The sequence below is a fragment of the Microbulbifer thermotolerans genome (assembly GCF_001617625.1).
In the GTDB taxonomy this organism is placed as follows: domain Bacteria; phylum Pseudomonadota; class Gammaproteobacteria; order Pseudomonadales; family Cellvibrionaceae; genus Microbulbifer; species Microbulbifer thermotolerans.
Genome location: NZ_CP014864.1, coordinates 1,274,190 through 1,292,195 on the forward strand (window position 1 = coordinate 1,274,190; position 18,006 = coordinate 1,292,195).

The 18,006-nt window shown below is 57.9% G+C and carries 15 protein-coding genes; 8 read left to right on the forward strand and 7 right to left on the reverse strand.

All coding sequences use genetic code 11. The features are described 5' to 3' along the window. Positions 1–216: 216 nt before the first annotated feature. The 5 genes from A3224_RS05330 to imuA all read right to left on the reverse strand — a co-directional run bounded on the left by A3224_RS05330 (position 217) and on the right by imuA (position 6,827). Positions 217–945: an OB-fold nucleic acid binding domain-containing protein gene (locus A3224_RS05330; protein WP_082817393.1), complete on the reverse strand. Its 729-nt coding sequence runs from the start codon at positions 943–945 to the stop codon at positions 217–219. Next, positions 875–2,004 (reverse strand): IS3 family transposase gene (locus tag A3224_RS05335; RefSeq protein WP_407939252.1). Its coding sequence is split into 2 segments (ribosomal slippage): positions 875–1,746 and positions 1,746–2,004, totalling 1,131 coding nucleotides; the frame shifts between segments, so codons are not numbered across the junction. Before A3224_RS05335 ends, A3224_RS05330 begins: the two co-directional genes overlap by 71 nt. 46 nt (positions 2,005–2,050) lie before the next feature. Continuing rightward, on the reverse strand, positions 2,051–4,528 hold the full coding sequence (locus A3224_RS05345) for an error-prone DNA polymerase (protein WP_082817394.1): 2,478 nt from the start codon (positions 4,526–4,528) through the stop codon (positions 2,051–2,053). Positions 4,529–4,591: 63 nt separating this feature from the next. After that, positions 4,592–6,097, reverse strand: a complete 1,506-nt coding sequence (locus A3224_RS05350) for a Y-family DNA polymerase (protein ID WP_067152305.1) — start codon at positions 6,095–6,097, stop codon at positions 4,592–4,594. Positions 6,098–6,119: 22 nt separating this feature from the next. Next, positions 6,120–6,827: a translesion DNA synthesis-associated protein ImuA gene (gene imuA / locus A3224_RS05355; protein WP_067152307.1), complete on the reverse strand. Its 708-nt coding sequence runs from the start codon at positions 6,825–6,827 to the stop codon at positions 6,120–6,122. 194 nt (positions 6,828–7,021) lie between these two features. Here imuA and dcd point away from each other — a divergent pair, with 194 nt between their 5' ends. From dcd to A3224_RS05370, 3 genes are read left to right on the forward strand one after another with little or no spacing between them, the layout of a single operon-like run. Next, entirely contained in the window at positions 7,022–7,591 is a 570-nt protein-coding gene (gene dcd / locus A3224_RS05360; protein ID WP_067152309.1) for a dCTP deaminase, read from the forward strand. A gap of 38 nt (positions 7,592–7,629) precedes the next feature. After that, positions 7,630–8,838, forward strand: coding sequence for a BaiN/RdsA family NAD(P)/FAD-dependent oxidoreductase (locus A3224_RS05365; RefSeq protein WP_067152311.1), 1,209 nt, complete (start codon positions 7,630–7,632; stop codon positions 8,836–8,838). Between the two features lie 4 nt (positions 8,839–8,842). After that, positions 8,843–9,028, forward strand: a complete 186-nt coding sequence (locus A3224_RS05370; protein ID WP_067152313.1) for a hypothetical protein — start codon at positions 8,843–8,845, stop codon at positions 9,026–9,028. A 46-nt stretch (positions 9,029–9,074) separates the two neighbouring features. Here the strand turns inward: A3224_RS05370 and A3224_RS05375 are convergent, their stop codons facing one another. Both A3224_RS05375 and gltA read right to left on the reverse strand, forming a co-directional pair. Then, positions 9,075–9,347, reverse strand: coding sequence for a hypothetical protein (locus A3224_RS05375; RefSeq protein ID WP_067152315.1), 273 nt, complete (start codon positions 9,345–9,347; stop codon positions 9,075–9,077). Between the two features lie 463 nt (positions 9,348–9,810). Beyond that, positions 9,811–11,100: a citrate synthase gene (gene gltA / locus A3224_RS05380; RefSeq protein WP_067152317.1), complete on the reverse strand. Its 1,290-nt coding sequence runs from the start codon at positions 11,098–11,100 to the stop codon at positions 9,811–9,813. 460 nt (positions 11,101–11,560) lie between these two features. On the opposite strand from gltA, the gene sdhC reads away from it, so the two are divergent. The 5 genes from sdhC (at position 11,561) to A3224_RS05410 (ending at position 18,006) form a co-directional block, all read left to right on the forward strand. Continuing rightward, the gene (gene sdhC, locus A3224_RS05385) at positions 11,561–11,935 is read left to right on the forward strand and encodes a succinate dehydrogenase, cytochrome b556 subunit (RefSeq protein ID WP_067152319.1); all 375 of its coding nucleotides are present in this window, start codon (positions 11,561–11,563) and stop codon (positions 11,933–11,935) included. After that, positions 11,929–12,297 carry a succinate dehydrogenase, hydrophobic membrane anchor protein gene (gene sdhD, locus A3224_RS05390; protein ID WP_067152321.1) on the forward strand — a complete coding sequence of 123 codons (369 nt, stop codon included), beginning with the start codon at positions 11,929–11,931 and terminating at the stop codon, positions 12,295–12,297. The genes sdhC and sdhD overlap by 7 nt, the downstream gene beginning before the upstream one ends. A 3-nt stretch (positions 12,298–12,300) precedes the next feature. Further along, positions 12,301–14,073, forward strand: a complete 1,773-nt coding sequence (gene sdhA, locus A3224_RS05395) for a succinate dehydrogenase flavoprotein subunit (protein ID WP_067152323.1) — start codon at positions 12,301–12,303, stop codon at positions 14,071–14,073. Positions 14,074–14,163: 90 nt separating this feature from the next. Next, positions 14,164–14,868, forward strand: coding sequence for a succinate dehydrogenase iron-sulfur subunit (locus A3224_RS05400; protein ID WP_067152325.1), 705 nt, complete (start codon positions 14,164–14,166; stop codon positions 14,866–14,868). A gap of 309 nt (positions 14,869–15,177) precedes the next feature. Beyond that, a complete protein-coding gene (locus A3224_RS05410; protein WP_067152330.1) occupies positions 15,178–18,006 on the forward strand; it encodes a 2-oxoglutarate dehydrogenase E1 component in 2,829 nt (942 codons plus the stop codon).

Sequence of the window (18,006 nt, forward strand, 5' to 3'; positions counted from 1 at the left end):
AGCCAAATAGCTTCACAGACTGATGTATTCCTCCGAGCAAGCCCTCCGAGCAAGCCGAAAAACGGGGCGCCCGCTATGATAGCGTCAGGTTCCAATTGTGGATTGGATGTATCCTGTGTTCGGAGGCTTCGGTAGCAACTTGAGTAAGCTGCATTCTTTGGCGGAGCCGCCCTTAGCCCTGTCATCTTGACGATCTTCTGGGGGAGGGTATTTAGATCACTGAAAACTCCTCACCCCCTGAACCTCCCCCCACTCCAAACACCGAACTTCCCGCCCAACCAAGTGAATCACCGGACTGTCGTCTGTACAGCGACTGCTGTCGATTTGTAGCCTGCCAGTGATCTCCAGAATACTTCCCCGCTTTATTTCCGCCCGGTAGCGCTGTTGTACTTGCTCCCAAAGTACGACATTGATCACGCCGGTCTCATCTTCCAGGGTCAGGAATATCACGCCCGAGGCGCTGCCGGGTCTCTGGCGGCAGGTGACAAGGCCGATGACGGTGGTGTGTTGGCCGTTGCGGTGGTGGATTAGGTCTTGTGCCTTGCTGTGTTGGCGGAAGCGGTTCCGGCGGCGGAGCAGGGCGATGGGGTGTTCGCGCAGGGTGAGGCCTGTGCTGGCGTAGTCGCTGTAGGTGTTGTCTTCCACGGAGTGGGTGGGGTTGTGTGTTGTGGTATCGGTATTTTCTATTTCCAGGTGCAGTGATTGCCAGGTATCCAGGTAGCGATTTTCTGTCAGGCTGTTGAAGGCGTTGGCACTTGCTAGGGCGGCGACTTGTTCCCGGGGCAGTTGGGTTCGTGTGCGGAATTCATTCAAGGAGGTGAAGGCCCGCTTTGCGCGTTCGGTAACGATGGTTATCGTGACCTGCCCCCAATTTTTAATCCAACCTCGTGTTAGTAATGTTCGTGTTGATAGATTCTTTTTTGTGCGACCTGAACGCTGCTGCAAATTCCGCCGGTGTCTGATAGCCCAGCGATGAGTGTGGCCGCTGCTCGTTGTAGTCTTGCCGCCACTGGCTGATCAGCCCCCGAGCATGAGCCAAGTCCCGAAACCAGTGCTCATTGAGACATTCATCCCGAAATTTGCCGTTGAAACTCTCGATATATCCGTTTTGTGTCGGCCTCCCTGGCTGGATCAACTTTAGCTCAACCCCGTTGCGATAGGCCCACTGATCAAGCGCTTTGCCGGTAAACTCCGGCCCTTGATCTGTCCTGATGGCTTTGGGATAACCACGGAAGGCCGCTATGGCATCCAAACTCCTCACCACCTGCTCTCCAGATATCCCGCTGGCTACCTGAATATCGAGACACTCCTTGGTGAAATCATCGACAATGGTCAGACACTTGATACGACGGCCATTGGCCAGAGCATCCATCACGAAGTCCATCGACCACGTATGGTTCGGGGTTTCCGGTAGCGATAGAGGCTGTCGCTCAACCATAACGCCCTTGCGACGCCTACGTTTGCGGACGGCTAGTCCCGCCTCGTGATATAACCGATAGACCTTCTTATGGTTCACTTTCAGCCCTTCCCGACGCAGCATCTGGTGCACTCGCCGGTAGCCGAATCGCCGTCGCTCGAGTGCTATTTCCTTGATACGTTCAGCCAGTTCAGACTCTGTAGCCTTTTTGGACTGGTATCGCATGGACGCGCGAGATAACCCGACGAGCGAACAGGCCCTACGTTCTGAGATAGTCGTTTCCGACCGCATGATTTGTACGGCCTCGCGCTTGTTGCCGACGGTTAGTACTTTCCCTTAAGGGCAGCCTTCAATGCTTCCTGATCCAATAGAGACTCCGCCAGCAGCTTCTTAAGGCGGGCATTCTCCTGTTCCAAGGCCTTGAGCCGCCGGGCCTCAGATACCTCCAGACCTCCATACTTCTTACGCCAGGTGTAAAAAGTGGCATCCGAAATACTGTACTTGCGGCAAAGCTCTTTCACCGGGATACCGGCCTCAGCTTCCTTCAAGATTGGGATAATCTGTTCTTCAGTAAAACGTTTCTTCATGTTCATCGTCCTCATTGGTGATGAACATTACTAGGATTGAAGTGGACTAGAAAGTGGGGAGCAGGTCAATCGCGCTTTGTTCATTGACCCCTTTGATCAGGCGCATGCCCAGGCGGAGCTTTGGGGGTTCGGGTTGGCTCTTGTGCTGATTCAGTGATGGTGTGGCGAGTTCCAGTTTGTGATGCCAGTGGCTGTAGAGTGCGTCTATGGGCAGAATTTTTACGTTGTGGCGCTGGGCGTCGTAGATCAGTTGGGCGGGGGCGTAGAAGCCCATAGGCTGGCTGTTGAGCAGACCGCAGTAGAAAGCGGCGGGATGATGGCGTTTTATCCAGGCGGAGAAGTAGGCCAGCAGAGCAAAGCTGGCGGAGTGAGATTCGGGAAATCCGTAGGCGCCGAAGCCTTTCATCTGATTGAAGAGCTGCTCGGCAAAAGTTGCTTTGTAGCCGTTGGCGAGCATTCCGCGGATCAAACGACCCTTGAATTTGTTCAGGTTGCCACTCCTGCTCCAGCTGGCCATGGCGCGGCGAAGTTCATCCGCTTCGCCACCACTGAAGCCGGCGGCAATCATGGATAGCTGGATCACTTGTTCCTGGAAAATAGGAACACCGAGGGTGCGTTCGAGAACCGGGCGCAGTTTTTCGTGAGGGTAGGTGACGGGCTCCAGCCCCTGTTTGCGTTTTAGGTAGGGGTGCACCATGCCGCCCTGGATAGGACCGGGCCGGACTATGGCAACCTCTATTGTGAGCTCGTAAAAATTGCTTGGCCGCAGTCTGGGCAGCATACTCATTTGCGCGCGGGATTCTATCTGGAATACGCCGACGGTATCGGCACGGCAGATCATATCGTAAGTGGCTTTGTCTTCGGGCGGAATGTCCTGCAGGCGCAGACGGGGGCCGTAGAGGGCGATGTAGTCCAGGGATTTGCGCAGAGCGGTGAGCATGCCCAGGGCGAGAATGTCCACCTTCATCAGTTTTAAGTCTTCTATATCTTCCTTGTCCCATTGCACGATGGTGCGATCTTCCATGGCTGCATTTTCCACAGGTACCAGGGTGTGCAGGGGTTGCTCGGTAATGACGAATCCGCCCACATGCTGGGACAGGTGGCGGGGGAAGCCGAGAAGTTGTTGCAGTAGCAGGGGCAGGGTTCTGCCCGCGGTACTATGGGGATCTATGCCGGCTTTCTGCATTTGTTGGGGAAAGTCTTCGAACTTGTCCCACCAGGCGCGCTCTGCGATCAGCTGTTCAATGGTGGCGGCACTGAGCCCCAGGGCTTTGCCGATATCGCGCAGGGCGCTTTTAAAGCGATAGGTGATTTTTGTCGCAGCCAGACCGGCGCGGTGGCGGCCGTATTTGCGGTAGATATATTGGATGATTTCCTCGCGCCTTTCGTGCTCGAAGTCCACATCGATATCCGGCGGTTCGTTGCGCTCGCGGGAGATAAAGCGCTCGAAGAGCAGAGATATTTTGTGCGGGTCTATTTCAGTGATAAACAGGCAGTAGCAGACAACCGAGTTGGCGGCGGAGCCGCGCCCCTGGTAGAGGATGTGTTGGCTGCGGGCGTACCGGACGATGTCGTGGATGGTTAGGAAGTAGTGTTCGTATTGCAGCTCGGCGATCAGGGCCAGTTCTTTTTCGATCTGTGCATCGATATGTGGCTCGGGCCCCTGGGGCCAGCGCGCTTTTCTGCCGGTTTCTACCAGTTCGCGCAGGTAGGTGCCGGCCTGTTTGCCGGTGGGCAGCACTTCGGAGGGGTATTGGTAGCGCAGTTCGTCGAGGCTGAAATGACAGCGCTCAGCAATGGCCAGGGTATTTTTTATGGCCTGGGCGGGATAGAGCGCTTTAATTTCTTCCAGACTGCGCAGATAGCGCTCGGCGTTTTGCTCAATGCGGTAGCCCAGTTGCTCCAGGGTGCAGTTATGGTAGTTGGCATTGAGCACGTCCTGCAGGGGCTTGCGGCTGCGGCAATGCATCAGTACGGCATTGGTGGCGACCAGGGGCAGGTCTTCCCGTTTGGCGAAGGCAACTAATTCCGCGCAACGCTGGTTTTGTTGCGGCAGCAGGTGGTTGCTGATGGCGATGTAGAGGCGCTTGCCGAAGTGTTTTTTCAGTGCTGGGGGAATTTCTTGTGTCGATCTCTGTGGCAGCCAGATGGCGATGGTGTTTTTGCATATTGCCAGAAGGTCTTTGAGGTGGGTTTGATAGCGGCCTTTTTCTGCGCGCAGGCGAGAAGAGGATATCAACTGGCAGAGTTCACTGTAGGCGGTTTTGTCGGGGGCCAGGAGAGTCAGCTGCCCGCCTTCCTGCAGGCGGAAGAAGCTGCCGCAGATCAGTTTGAGATCGCCTCCCTCCGCTTTCAGTTTTTCCAGTGCTTTATAAGCGCGGACGATTCCGGACAGGGAGCACTCGTCGGTGATGGCCAGGGCCTTGTAGCCCAGTTGATGTGCGGTTTGGATCAATTCCTGTGGGTGGGAGGCACCCTGCAGGAAGGAGAAATTACTTTGGCAAAAGAGCTCGGCGTACTGCATGGGGCGTCACTCGTGTATTGTCAGGTTACCAGGCAGGGATCGCACTCCCCTCCCGATACGGGATCAGGAATAGATCCCGTGCAGATACCAATCCTCCGAGCTCAGATCCTGATACACCCAGTAGAGCCCTCCATCCTCACCCTGGGCTATGTAGTAATCGCGGCTGTGGCGATTGTGTTGCCACCAGTAGCCATCAATGCGCTCCGGGCCTTGCAGCAGCTTGATTTCGCCGCGATAGAAAAGTTTGTGTCCGCGCATTTGCAGTTTGTCGGGCCTGGGAAGCAGCCAGACAGGGCGGGGGGCCTGAATGGGCTGCAGGCGGTGTCCCTTGCTACTGTGGTGGCTTTGCAGCACCAGGGTGTCGGCGCTGGCCCAGGCCTGTTCCGGTAGATAGCTTTCCTTAAGTGTGATCCCGGACAGGGCTTCATGACCGAGGCGGGCCACCAGCTTGTCCAGCAGTTGGTGGCTGCGCTGTGTCTGGTTTTCCCCGTCGAAGAGGTCGCTGTCGAGTGTGTTTTCTTCCAGGGGCAGCAGCCGGTCACAGGTGAGACTCAGGGCCTGGGTGGGTTGCTCCAGCCGGATTCGCTCCAGTTGCAGCTTGGTCAGTGCAATCAGACGTTGTGGGTCCAGCATGGGGCGGGAAACTGCGACACTGAAAACTTTACAGCCTTGTCGGCCGAAATCCAGTTTCCAGCGCAGTTGGTGGCTGTAGAGCTGGCGCCGCTGCAGCTGCTGGCAGAGTTCGCGCACCAGCCGCCCGGCGGGAAACAACAGTTGTTCGCTGTTATCCAGTGGGCTGGGGAAAAAGAGTTCGCCGTGAAATTCCGCTGGTGGCTGATAGCAGGGCAGAGGGTCGTGGCGGCTTCCGTTAAGGCGCGCCAGATAATCAACGAAGCCGCGCCCGAAGCGGTTGCCCACTTCCGACAGGGGGATAGCCAGGAGCTGGCTGATGCGCTTGATGCCGCAGGCGTAGAGTTTGGCAATGGTTTTGTTGTCGCAGTCGAGCAGTTTGCTGGGGGAAAAGCTGATCCACTGGCGCCATTGCTGGGGGCTGGGCGGCGTTTGGGTTTGCTGCAGCCAGTGGCGGTGCTCCGGCAACTGGCTGAGCATGCGCGCGGCACTGGGGCTGTGTCCCAATCCCATCAGGGGGCTGATGCGCATTTGGCGAAGCTCCCGCCTGAGCTGCTGTAGCAGGGGCCTTAGGCCCCCGTTGGCTTTGAGACAGCCGGAGATTTCCAGGTAGAGGCAGGCGAAGCGGTCGCCTTCGGCGCTCACGGTGCCGGCGGGCTGGGTGGAAACGATGGGGGTGAAGCTGTAGCCCCACTGGGCCAGTTGTCGAAGTTGCCGTTCCTCACGCTGCATATCCCGTTGCAGTAGTTGCAGGTCTGCGCAGAGAGCGCAGGCAGTGGCCAGGCTGAGGCCGGTTTCCACACCCCGTTCGGTGGCGGGGCGGTTGGCTTCCACGATCAACTGTTGTTCCACCACAGCCTGGGGTTGGGCGCTGTCGTGCTGGGCGCGGGTGAGCACTTCTAGGGAAAGCTTGGGGAATTGGATACAGAGCCAGAGCATGGTTGTTTCCGTTGTTTGGGCTTTAGTGCAATGGACGGTCGCGACGGATTAGATCGGCGCTGCGGGCCAGGTGTAGTTTTTGGCCAGCTTGGCCGCCCAGCTGTTTTCGTAGCTGTACGGTCAATTGCTCACCGTCGCCGCCCAGCTGCAGGCGCAGGCCGGCAGGGGAGGGGCTGGCTGCCGCGGATAGGGGACGGAAGTGGAAGTGCAGACAGTCGCCTTCACGGGCGGCGACTTGCAGCCGGCGGAGGTCTTTGTCTGATGTTGGTCTGTGTCCCTGCCAGCTGACCAGGGCGCCGCAACAGCCCGATTGCAGGGCCTGCTCCATCGCCCAGAGCGCTTCTTTCCACCCCCGGGGGTGCAGTAACAGCAGTTTTTCCAGTTGTATACCGGCGTTGGCCAGAGCGGGGGCGTAGGGAATAAAGGGTGGGTTGACCAGTATTGCGATTTGCCCCTGCCGGGTTATTTCCGCCACTGCTGGTAGTAGCAGGGAAATCTCGCCGATGCCGGACCGGTCTATCAGTAGCTCAGTGGTGGCGCCGCGGGGCCAGCCGTGGCCGGAGAGCAGGGCGTTCAGGCTGGCGTAACCACTGTCAATGCCGTTGCGCCGGTGTCCGCGTTCATTGGCGGCCCGCCAGATATCCGGTCTCGCGAGCAGCTGGCGCAGCCGCTGCTGTTTGGTGTGATTTGCTAACTGTTTGTTTTGCAAAAGGTTTTCGGCGTTGCTCACTGTCTGCGGCCCTCGCTGGATGCCCCTCGGGAGTGGGATCTGTATATGTGTACAGTGTTAACTGTTTTTTTATACAGTAGTTTGTCCAGGGCAACAAGAGGGTTAAGGCCTGAGTGGCACTTTTTTGTACAGCGTAAAAGGGCTATGATTCGGCCTCCTTATCGACCGGCAAACAAGATGAATGGGGGGGGGAAGTGAGTATCAAGTCCGACAAGTGGATTCGCCGCATGGCCGAGCAGCACGGTATGATCGAGCCGTTTGAGCCGGGGCAGGTGCGCCAAAGCGCCAGTGGCGAGCGGCTGATCTCTTACGGTACCTCCAGTTACGGCTACGATGTGCGCTGTGCCGGTGAGTTTAAAATCTTCACCAATGTGCACTCTGCCACTGTGGACCCCAAGACTTTTGACGAGAACAGCTTTGTCGATGTCGAGGGGGACTACTGCATTATTCCACCCAATTCCTTCGCCTTGGCGCGCACTGTTGAGTATTTCCGTATTCCGCGCTCGGTGCTGACTATCTGCCTGGGTAAATCCACCTACGCCCGCTGTGGCATTATCGTCAATGTGACACCGCTGGAGCCGGAGTGGGAGGGGCATGTGACCTTGGAGTTCTCCAATACCACAAATCTGCCGGCAAAAATCTATGCCAATGAGGGTGTGGCGCAGATGCTGTTCTTCGAGTCCGACGAAGTCTGCGATGTGTCCTACGCGGATCGCGGTGGCAAATACCAGGGCCAGCGCGGCGTCACTCTGCCGCGGGCCTGATTCTGTGGCCGCAGCCGCGGCTGCAGATCACTTTCCTTATGAGTAAAAGCGCTTTGCGCCAGCTGCCCGAGAGTGTCGACGTTTTGATTGTCGGCGCCGGCGCGGCAGGGCTGATGTGCGCGGCGACTGCGGGCAAGCGCGGTCGGCGTGTGCTGGTGCTGGATCATGCGAACAGGGTCGGCAAGAAAATTCTCATGTCCGGCGGCGGCCGCTGCAATTTCACCAACCTTTATACCTCGCCGGAAAACTACTACAGCCAGAATCCGCACTTCTGCAAATCGGCCCTGGCCCGCTACACCCAGTGGGATTTTATTGCGCTGGTAGAAAAACATTCTATTCCGTACCACGAAAAGACGCTCGGCCAGCTGTTCTGCGACAACAAATCCAAGGATATTGTCGATATGCTGTTGGCGGAGTGCCGCGCGGCGAAAGCGCAGATTCGCACTCGCTGCGGTATTCAATCCATAGAACCGCTGGGGACTGGGTTTCTCGTCAATACCGGCTTAGGGAAAGTGGTCTGTGAATCCCTGGTAATCGCCACCGGCGGCCTGTCGATTCCGACCATGGGCGCCACTGGATTCGGTTACGACGTGGCGCGCCAGTTTGGTTTGAAGATCGTTCCCACCAGGCCGGCTCTGGTGCCCTTTACCCTGCACCGGCATCAGTTGGAGCAGCAGCAAGCGCTGCCCGGTAGCGCTCTGCCGGTAATTGCCAGCTGCGGTGAGGGCAGCTTCCCGGAGCAAATGCTGTTTACACACCGCGGCCTGAGTGGTCCAGCAGTACTGCAGATTTCCAGTTACTGGCGTGAGGGGATGAGCGTGGAGTTCGATCTGGTGCCGGGGCGGAATCTGGGAGAGTGGATTAGCGAAAAGCGCAGACAAAATCCGGACAGTTACCTGCACCGCGTACTGGCGGAGCTCTGGAGCAAAAAACTGGTGCAGCACTTTTTACAGCGCCAAGGGATCGATAGCCGGCCGTTAAAACAGTATGGGGAGACGGCGCTGGCCGATATTGCCCTCAAGCTGCAATATTGGAAATTAGTGCCCGCCGGTACCGAAGGCTACCGCACCGCCGAGGTGACTCTGGGTGGTGTGGATACTGATGGAATCTCTTCGCGCACCATGGAGTGCAAGACGCAGTCGGGGCTTTATTTTATCGGCGAGGTACTGGATGTGACCGGCTGGCTGGGGGGATACAATTTCCAGTGGGCCTGGGCTTCGGGGCATGCTGCGGGAGAGGTTGTGTAACACTATGGGCGATGTCATTCCGTTCAAGAAAAAAACAGCCTGGCAAAAGCACAAGGGAAGCAGCCTGTGCCGCGAGGGTTTCCACAAATGGGTGGTGGTTACGGAAAGAAAATTTGATGTGAAGCAGGGCAAGCTGGTTACTGAATACCGTTGCCAGCGCTGCGGCAAGACCAAAACCAAATTGTTGTAGGTGCTGTAGGAAGAGGGGGAATCCACAGGGGATTCCCCCTGTTTTTTTAGCGTTCGTACACACGCCGACCATAACGATCGTAGTAATAGCGTTTTTTCTTCTCGCGGTCGTAGAGCCAGCCTCCAACACCGCCGAGTACGGCGCCTGCCGCCGTGCCTCCGGGGCGTCCGCCTGAAATAAGGGCGCCAGTCACAGCACCCACGCCGATACCGGTACCGATGCGGCGGTCTGAGTCGCTCATGTTGGCGCAGCCCTGGCTGCCGAGTGCGGTGACGAGCAGGGCTGCCAGCCCCAGGTGTTTAATTGCTTGCGTAGCCATAAGAACCTCTTGCCTACTGCCAGACAGGGCTCAGTGTATTGTGGCGAAAAGAGAGTGACCAATAGAAAGTCAAGAGTGCCTGGAACGCGGAATGCTGCTTGCTCCTGGCGCTGACCGGTTTTGGTGGAAATGCTCCACACTTGTGGCGGCTTCATCCGCGACACTAAACTTTAAATACCTGGGTAGGGGAAGTCCCCGCAACAAGGGATGGCAATGACAAGCGGTCCGTAATAGAGACTGGACTAACCCGTAAATCGGCCCACAGCGGGTAACCACTGGTTTGAATGACTTCAGCGAGGTGAACAGCGGGTGTTGAGCCAGTCAGCTTGAAGAGAGGGAGCGGTCGAAATGAATTCGGCCGCTTTTTATTGGTGGCCAGAGCCCCCGGTGGTTTGCGCGGAGTCGATGCACGTACCACACATAGAAAAAACCCGGCTTGCGCCGGGTTTTTTCGGTAGGGCGATTAACGCTCTTCCAACGGCACATAGTCGCGCGCGGTGTAACCGGTGTACAGCTGGCGCGGGCGGCCGATTTTGTAGGGGTTGGAGATCATCTCGTTCCAGTGCGCTATCCATCCGGCGGTGCGGCCAGTAGCGAAAATCACTGTGAACATATCGGTGGGAATACCGATAGCCTTCATGATGATGCCGGAGTAGAAGTCCACGTTGGGGTAGAGTTTCTTCTCCACGAAGTACTCGTCTTCCAGTGCGATCTTTTCCAGCTTCTTGGCGATTTTCAGCAGCGGGTCATTCTCCGCACCCATCGCGCTCAGCACTTCATCGGCAATGCCCTGCATAACGCGAGAGCGCGGATCGAAGTTTTTGTAGACGCGGTGACCGAAGCCCATCAGGCGGAACGGGTCATTCTTGTCTTTGGCGCGTTTGACGAATTCACCAATACGGCTTTCGTCGCCGATCTCCCGCAGCATATTCAGCACTGCTTCGTTGGCGCCACCGTGCGCAGGTCCCCAGAGTGCGGCGATACCGGAGGATATGCAGGCGAAGGGGTTGGCCCCGGAGGAACCGGCCAGGCGCACAGTGGAGGTAGATGCGTTCTGCTCGTGATCAGCGTGCAGCAGGAAGATGACATCCATCGCCTTGGCGACCACCGGATCGATCTTGCTCGGTTCGCAGGGGGTGCCGAACATCATGTGCAGGAAGTTTTCAGCGTAGCTGAGGCTGTTGTCCGGATACATGAAGGGCTGGCCTTTTGAGTGCTTGTAGCACATGGCGGCCAGGGTCGGCATTTTTGCGATCAGGCGGTCTGCGGAGACTTTGCGGTGTTCGGGGTCGGTGATGTCGAGAGAGTCGTGGTAGAAGGAAGCCAGGGCGCCGACGACGCCGCACATCATGGCCATGGGGTGGGCGTCGTAGCGGAAGCCCTTGAAGAAGTTCACCAGTGACTCGTGCACCATGGTGTGGTTCATGATGCTGTCGACATACTGCTTTTTCTGCTCCGCGTTGGGCAGCTCACCGTTCATCAACAGGTAGCAGGTCTCGAGGTAGTCGGACTTCTCCGCCAGCTGTTCGATGGGATAGCCGCGGTGCAGCAGCACGCCCTTGGCGCCGTCAATATAAGTGATCTTGGATTCACAGGCGGCGGTGGATACAAAGCCCGGGTCGTAGGTAAACAAGCCCTTGCCGGTGAGGCTGCTGACATCGACAACATCGGGGCCGAGGGTGCCCGAGAGGACCGGCATTTCAATGACGCCGTCGATTCCGTCGACCGTGAGTTGCGCTTTCTTATCGGACATTGCGGACTCCTAAAACTTATGTTGCGCCGCCATTTTTCCGCCCTCTTTTGCCTGGGCAGAGGGCGGCAGCGGGCTTATGAGCGGGGCCAAACTTAAGTTGCGCGCCGGGAATTGTCAAACCAAACGGGGTGGACGGTCGGTCGGTTGGCGGCAGGAAATGTGGTTTATTGGCTCGGTCTCAGAGCTTTTCCCTGTTATTTATGCGGGTTATTCGCAGGAAGCTTTGTCCCCTTTGCATGTCCGCTTGCACCGCGGAGGAATTCGGTCTGTGGCGTTACCGAGGCGTTCGTTGTGTTTTGAGGACTGAATGCCCTATAATCCGCGCGGCTTGCGCCTTGGTAAGGCCACTTTGTGTAAGGCTTCAGCAGGTCGTGCGCAAAGTGATCGGCAAGCACTCGCCCCTCCATATTTGAAATGCTAACGGGCGCCCGGTCGTTCAGGGCAACAAGGTGTTTTTCCTGTGAACAAAAACAGACCTGTCAATCTAGACATTTCCACTATCAAGCTTCCCGCTGCCGCTCTGGTTTCCATTCTGCATCGTATCTCCGGCGTGGTCCTCTTCGCCGTGGTTGCACTGTTGTTGTGCATGCTCGATGCCAGTCTGGAATCCGAACAGGGCTTTGCCGATGTGGCGGCGGCCTTCGACAGTATTCCCGCCAAGCTCATTTTGTGGGCGGCACTGGCGGCACTTATCTACCACTTGGTGGCCGGTGTTCGCCACCTGCTGATGGATCTGGGGATCGGTGAGACCCTGGAAGGTGGGCGGCGCGGCGCTGTGATGGTGCTGGTCGTCGCTGTAGTTCTGATTTTGCTGGCGGGGGTATGGATATGGTAACCACAATCACCAGTTTTGGCCGCAGCGGCACTTTTGATTGGTTGTATCAGCGTGTTAGTGCAGTTGTGCTTGCGACATACACGCTCTTTATAGTCGGATTCATTTTTCTGAGTGATGACTTCAGTTACCAGACCTGGTCTGCCCTGTTTGAGCAGCGTTGGATGCGCGTGTTTACTCTGGTGGCCTTGCTCGCCACAGTGGTTCACGCCTGGATTGGCCTCTGGTCGGTGGTGACCGACTACATCACCAACCGCATGATGGGTCCCAAGGCCACGGCAATCCGAGTTGTGGTAGAGGTGCTGCTGGCTGCGGTTGCCGTGTTTTACACGGTTTGGGGCATTGAAATTCTGTGGGGTGTGTAACTGATGGCGAACATGCGAACTATTTCTTTTGATGGGATTGTGATTGGTGGCGGTGGCGCCGGCATGCGCGCTGCGCTGCAAATGGCACAGTCCGGCTTCAAGACTGCGGTGATCACTAAAGTGTTCCCGACCCGCTCGCACACTGTGTCCGCCCAGGGGGGGATCACCTGTGCTATCGCCAGCGCGGATCCGCAGGATGACTGGCGCTGGCATATGTACGACACAGTAAAAGGCTCCGATTATATCGGTGACCAGGATGCCATTGAGTATATGTGCTCCGTGGGGCCCGAGGCGGTGTTCGAGCTGGAGCACATGGGGCTGCCTTTCTCCCGTACCGAGGAAGGCCGCATCTATCAGCGCCCCTTCGGTGGCCAGTCCAAGGATTTCGGCCGCGGCGGTCAGGCTGCGCGTACCTGTGCTGCCGCTGACCGCACAGGCCATGCCCTGCTGCACACGCTGTATCAGAACAACGTCAAGCACAACACTGTCTTTTTGAACGAATGGTTTGCCATCGATCTGGTGAAAAACCAGGACGGCGCCGTGGTGGGCGTGATCGCCATGCGTATCGAAGACGGTGAAGTCGTTTTCATCAAATCGAAGGCCACTGTATTTGCCACTGGCGGCGCTGGCCGTATTTACGCTTCCACCACCAATGCCCATATCAATACCGGTGACGGTGTGGGAATGGCGCTGCGCGCCGGTTTGCCGGTGCAGGATATCGAGATGTGGCAATTCCACCCGACCGGCATCTACGGTGCCGGCGTGCTGGTGACCGAGGGTTGCCGGGGTGAGGGCGGCTATCTGATCAATAAGGACGGCGAGCGCTTTATGGAGCGCTATGCCCCCAACGCGAAGGACTTGGCCTCCCGCGATGTGGTGGCCCGCTCCATGATTCTGGAAATTCTGGATGGTCGCGGTGCCGGCCCCAATGGCGATCACGTATTCCTGAAGCTGGATCACCTCGGTGAAGAGGTACTGCACAGCCGCCTGCCGGGTATCTGTGAGCTGGCCAAGACCTTTGCTCATGTGGACCCGGTAAAAGATCCGATCCCGGTAGTGCCCACCTGTCACTATATGATGGGCGGTATCCCCACCAATATTCACGGCCAGGCCCTGACCCAGGATGCCGCCGGCAACGACCAAGTGGTAGACGGCTTCTACGCCTGCGGCGAAGTGGCCTGTGTATCCGTGCACGGTGCCAACCGCTTGGGCGGCAACTCGCTGCTGGACTTGGTGGTATTTGGCCGCGCTTCCGGCCTCTTTATTGAAAAAGCGCTCCGCGAAGGTGTCGAGCACCGCGAGGCCAGCGAATCCGACATCGAAGCGGCCATGGCGCGCCTGAATCGCCTGGAAAACAGCAATGATGGCGAGAAAGCATCGGTGCTGCGCGGAGAGCTGCAGAATGTGATGCAGAACCACTTCGGTGTATTCCGTCGCGGCGATTATATGGCCGAAGGGGTGAAGAAGCTGGAAGCGCTGCGCGAGCGTATTGCCAATGTGCGCCTGGACGACAAAAGTCGCGCCTTCAATACCGCCCGTGTCGAGGCACTGGAACTGCAGAACCTGCTGGAAGTGGCCGAGGCCACCGCGATCGCCGCAGAGGCCCGTACCGAGAGCCGCGGCGCCCATGCCCGCGAAGACTTCCAGGAGCGCGACGACGAAAACTGGCTGTGCCACTCCATGTTCTTCCCGCAGGAAAAACGTGTCGGCAAGCGCGCGGTCAACTTCGCGCCCAGCACCGTGGAAGCCTTCGAGCCCAAGGCTCGGACCTACTAACCCTGCAGGTGGCCGGCGGCTAACGGGGCTGAAGAAGCCCGGATTGATTGCGGCCGGCGGTCACCCTTATAGAGATACTGGATACGGAATATGTTGAAAGTAAGCATTTACCGTTACAACCCGGAGACTGACAAAGCTCCTTACATGCAGGACTACGAGCTGGATACCCAGGGCAAAGACCTGATGGTGCTGGACGTGCTGGAACTGCTGAAAGCCGAGGACCCGACCCTGTCTTTCCGCCGCTCCTGCCGCGAAGGGGTATGTGGTTCCGACGGTATGAATATCTCCGGTCGAAACGGCCTGGCCTGCACTACCCCCCTCTCGGTGGCGGCGCCCAAAGGTAAACTGGTTTTGCGTCCTCTGCCTGGACTGCCGGTGATCCGCGATCTGGTTGTGGATATGGAGCAGTTCTACGAGCAGTACAGAAAGATCGAACCCTACCTCCAGAACGATACTCCGGCACCGGCGATTGAGCGCCTGCAGAGCCCGGAAGAGCGCGAGAAACTCGACGGTCTCTACGAGTGTATTCTGTGCGCCTGCTGTTCCACCGCCTGTCCGTCTTTCTGGTGGAATCCGGACAAATTCATCGGGCCGGCCGGTTTGCTGCAGGCTTACCGTTTCCTGGCGGACAGTCGTGATACTGCTACTGACGAGCGCCTGTCCAAGCTGGATGATCCCTTCAGCGTATTCCGCTGTCACGGTATTCAGAATTGTGTGAATGTGTGTCCCAAGGGGCTGAACCCTACCCGCGCTATAGGTCATATCCGCAATATGTTGCTGACCCGCGCGGTATAGACGTTAAGGGTTCACGCCTGGTTGCCCACAACAGCCGGGTTCGGCGCTAATGGAGCGCCTTTTCAATTAGAAAACTGGCCAACGAGCCAGTCGAAAAGGGGGCTGGTGTCAGAGGGAATCTCCGCAGTTACCGTCCGCGGTGCTGCCTGGAGAAGCCTTCTGGCCCCGCCCCCGTGGTCCATGGCGGGGTGCCAAATCGTGCGTACAGCGGTATTGGTGATACGCGTGTTTTGGCCCTGTTTAGTGAGTGAAAGGAAAGCGCAGTGGTAAAGCCCGGAAGGGCTCACTGCAATCGAGGTAGGCATCAACATGCACGAAAGTACCATGGAGCAGCTGTGGCGTAGCTCCCATATCTCCGGAGGCAATGCCGCCTATGTGGAGGAACTGTACGAGACCTATCTGCACGACCCCAACGGCGTGCCGGAGGAATGGCGCAGTTACTTCGACAGCCTCCCCCGGGTAAACGGTGTCGGCGACGTCTCTCACGCTGCGGTGCGCCGCCATTTTGAACTGCTCGCCAAACACCGCACCCGCCCGCTGGCCGCTCCCGGTGCCGGCGCCATCAACATCGAACACGAACGCAAGCAGGTCAAGGTCCTGCAGTTGATCAGCTCTTACCGTCACCGCGGTCATAAAAAAGCTACCCTGGACCCCCTGGGACTGATGGCGCGCGAGCAGGTACCGGATCTGCAGCTTAATTATCACGGCCTCACTGAAGGGGATTACGACACCACCTTCCAGACCGGGGATCTCTTTTTCGGCAAGGGAGAGGCCACGCTGCGGGAGATTGTTGAAGGCCTGGAACGCACCTACTGCGGCAATCTGGGTGCGGAAATTATGCACCTGTCCAATCTGGAAGAGCAGCAGTGGTTCCAGCAGCGCCTTGAGCGCAGTCAGTCCACACCCAACTTCGGCGCCGATATCCGGGTTGAGATACTGCAGCGCCTGTCCGCGGCAGAGGGGCTGGAACGCCACCTGGATTCCAAGTACCCGGGTACCAAGCGCTTTGGTGTCGAAGGTGGTGAAAGCCTGATCCCGATGATGGACGCACTGATCCGCCGTTCGGGCACCTACGGTGTTAAGGAAATTGTGATCGGTATGGCCCACCGCGGCCGCTTGAATACCCTGGTCAATATTCTGGGTAAGAACCCCGCGGATCTGTTCGAGGAGTTCGAGGGCAAGAAGACCCTGGACACTTCCGGTGATGTTAAGTACCACCAGGGCTTTTCTTCCAATGTCATGACTCCGGGCGGCGAGGTACACCTGGCTCTGGCTTTCAATCCCTCGCATCTGGAAATCTGTGCGCCGGTGGTAGAGGGTTCGGTACGCGCCCGACAAGACCGCCGCGGCGACCAGACCGGCGAGAAAGTACTGCCGATCAACATCCACGGCGATGCCGCCTTCGCTGGCCAGGGTGTGGTGCAGGAAACTCTGCAGATGTCCCAGACCCGTGGCTTCTACACCGGCGGTACCGTGCACATCGTGCTCAACAACCAGGTGGGCTTCACCACCAGCAAGCGCGAAGACGCCCGCTCCACCGAATACTGCACCGATGTGGCCAAGATGATCGACGCCCCGGTGCTGCACGTGAATGGCGACGATCCGGAAATGGTCGTGCTTGCCGCTCTGCTGGCGGTGGACTACCGCTATGAATTCAAGAAAGACATTGTCATCGACCTGGTGTGTTACCGCCGCCGCGGTCACAACGAGACCGATGATCCGTCAGGCACTCAGCCGCTGATGTACCAGGCGATCCGCAAGCACAAGACCACCCGTACCCTGTACGCGGAGAAACTGGTCAACGAAGGTGTGCTGGATAAAGCCGCCGCGGATAAGCTGGCCAGCGACTACCGCGACAAACTGGATCGCGGTGAGGATGTGGCCACGGGACTGGTGAAACAGCCCGACAGCTCCATGTTTGTGGACTGGACGCCCTACCTGAACCACGACTGGCTGACCCCGGCTGATACCAGCTTTGCACTGCCGAAACTTAAGGACGTGGCCAGCCGCATGACCACGATTCCGGACGGCATAGTATTGCAGCGGCAAGTGTCCAAAATTTATGAGGACCGCCGCAAGATGGCTGCCGGCGCCATGCCGCTGAACTGGGGTATGGCCGAAACCCTGGCTTACGGCACGCTGCTGGAACAGGGCTATATGGTGCGCCTGACCGGTGAGGACGTGGGCCGCGGCACCTTCTCGCACCGTCACGCGGTGATACACAGCCAGAAAGACGGCCAGTCTTACGTTCCGCTGCAGCACATGTACGATGGCCAGCCGCCTTTCTATATATACGACTCCCTGTTGTCGGAAGAGGCTGTGCTGGCATTTGAGTACGGCTACGCAACCACTACACCCAAGTCTCTGGTTATCTGGGAGGCCCAGTTCGGCGACTTTGCCAACGGTGCCCAGGTGGTGATTGACCAGTTCATCACTTCCGGTGAACACAAGTGGGGCCGTATGTGTGGGCTGGTAATGATGCTGCCGCACGGTTACGAAGGGCAGGGGCCGGAGCACTCCTCCGCGCGCCTGGAGCGGTATATGCAACTGTGCGCCGAGCACAATATCCAAGTGTGCAACCCCACCACGCCGGCACAGATTTTCCACTTGTTGCGCCGCCAGGCGATACGCCCGATGCGCCGCCCGTTGGTGATCATGAGTCCCAAGTGGATTCTGCGTCACAAGCTGGCCACTTCGAGCCTGGACGAGCTCGCCGAAGGCAGGTTCCAAAATGTCATCCAGGACGAGGGCGTGGATCCCACCAAGGTCAAGCGTCTGATCTTGTGCTCCGGCAAGGTTTACTACCACCTGCTGGAAGCCCGCATGGAGCGCGAACAGGACGATGTGGCTTTTGTGCGTCTCGAACAGCTGTATCCCTTCCCCGATGAAGAGTTTGTTGCAGCGGTGTCCGCGTTCAAGAACATCGAAAGCGTGGCCTGGTGTCAGGAAGAGCCGATGAACCAGGGAGCTTGGTATCACAGTCAGCACCATCTGCGCCGTCTGCTGGCGGAAACGCATCCCGGACTGGAATTGCAGTATGTGGGCCGCGAACCCTCCGCCGCACCGGCGGCCGGTTATATGTCCACGCATCTGGAAGAGCAGAACAAATTTATTAACGAGGCGCTGACCGTTAAATAA

Coding starts and splice junctions, on each gene's coding strand:
- A3224_RS05350 (WP_067152305.1), bottom strand. CDS start 6,097: ATGCTCTGGCTCTGTATCCAATTCCCCAAGCTTTCCCTAGAAGTGCTC.
- A3224_RS05365 (WP_067152311.1), top strand. CDS start 7,630: ATGAGTAAAAGCGCTTTGCGCCAGCTGCCCGAGAGTGTCGACGTTTTG.
- A3224_RS05410 (WP_067152330.1), top strand. CDS start 15,178: ATGCACGAAAGTACCATGGAGCAGCTGTGGCGTAGCTCCCATATCTCC.
- A3224_RS05375 (WP_067152315.1), bottom strand. CDS start 9,347: ATGGCTACGCAAGCAATTAAACACCTGGGGCTGGCAGCCCTGCTCGTC.
- A3224_RS05400 (WP_067152325.1), top strand. CDS start 14,164: ATGTTGAAAGTAAGCATTTACCGTTACAACCCGGAGACTGACAAAGCT.
- A3224_RS05370 (WP_067152313.1), top strand. CDS start 8,843: ATGGGCGATGTCATTCCGTTCAAGAAAAAAACAGCCTGGCAAAAGCAC.
- gltA (WP_067152317.1), bottom strand. CDS start 11,100: ATGTCCGATAAGAAAGCGCAACTCACGGTCGACGGAATCGACGGCGTC.
- A3224_RS05345 (WP_082817394.1), bottom strand. CDS start 4,528: ATGCAGTACGCCGAGCTCTTTTGCCAAAGTAATTTCTCCTTCCTGCAG.
- sdhD (WP_067152321.1), top strand. CDS start 11,929: ATGGTAACCACAATCACCAGTTTTGGCCGCAGCGGCACTTTTGATTGG.
- sdhA (WP_067152323.1), top strand. CDS start 12,301: ATGGCGAACATGCGAACTATTTCTTTTGATGGGATTGTGATTGGTGGC.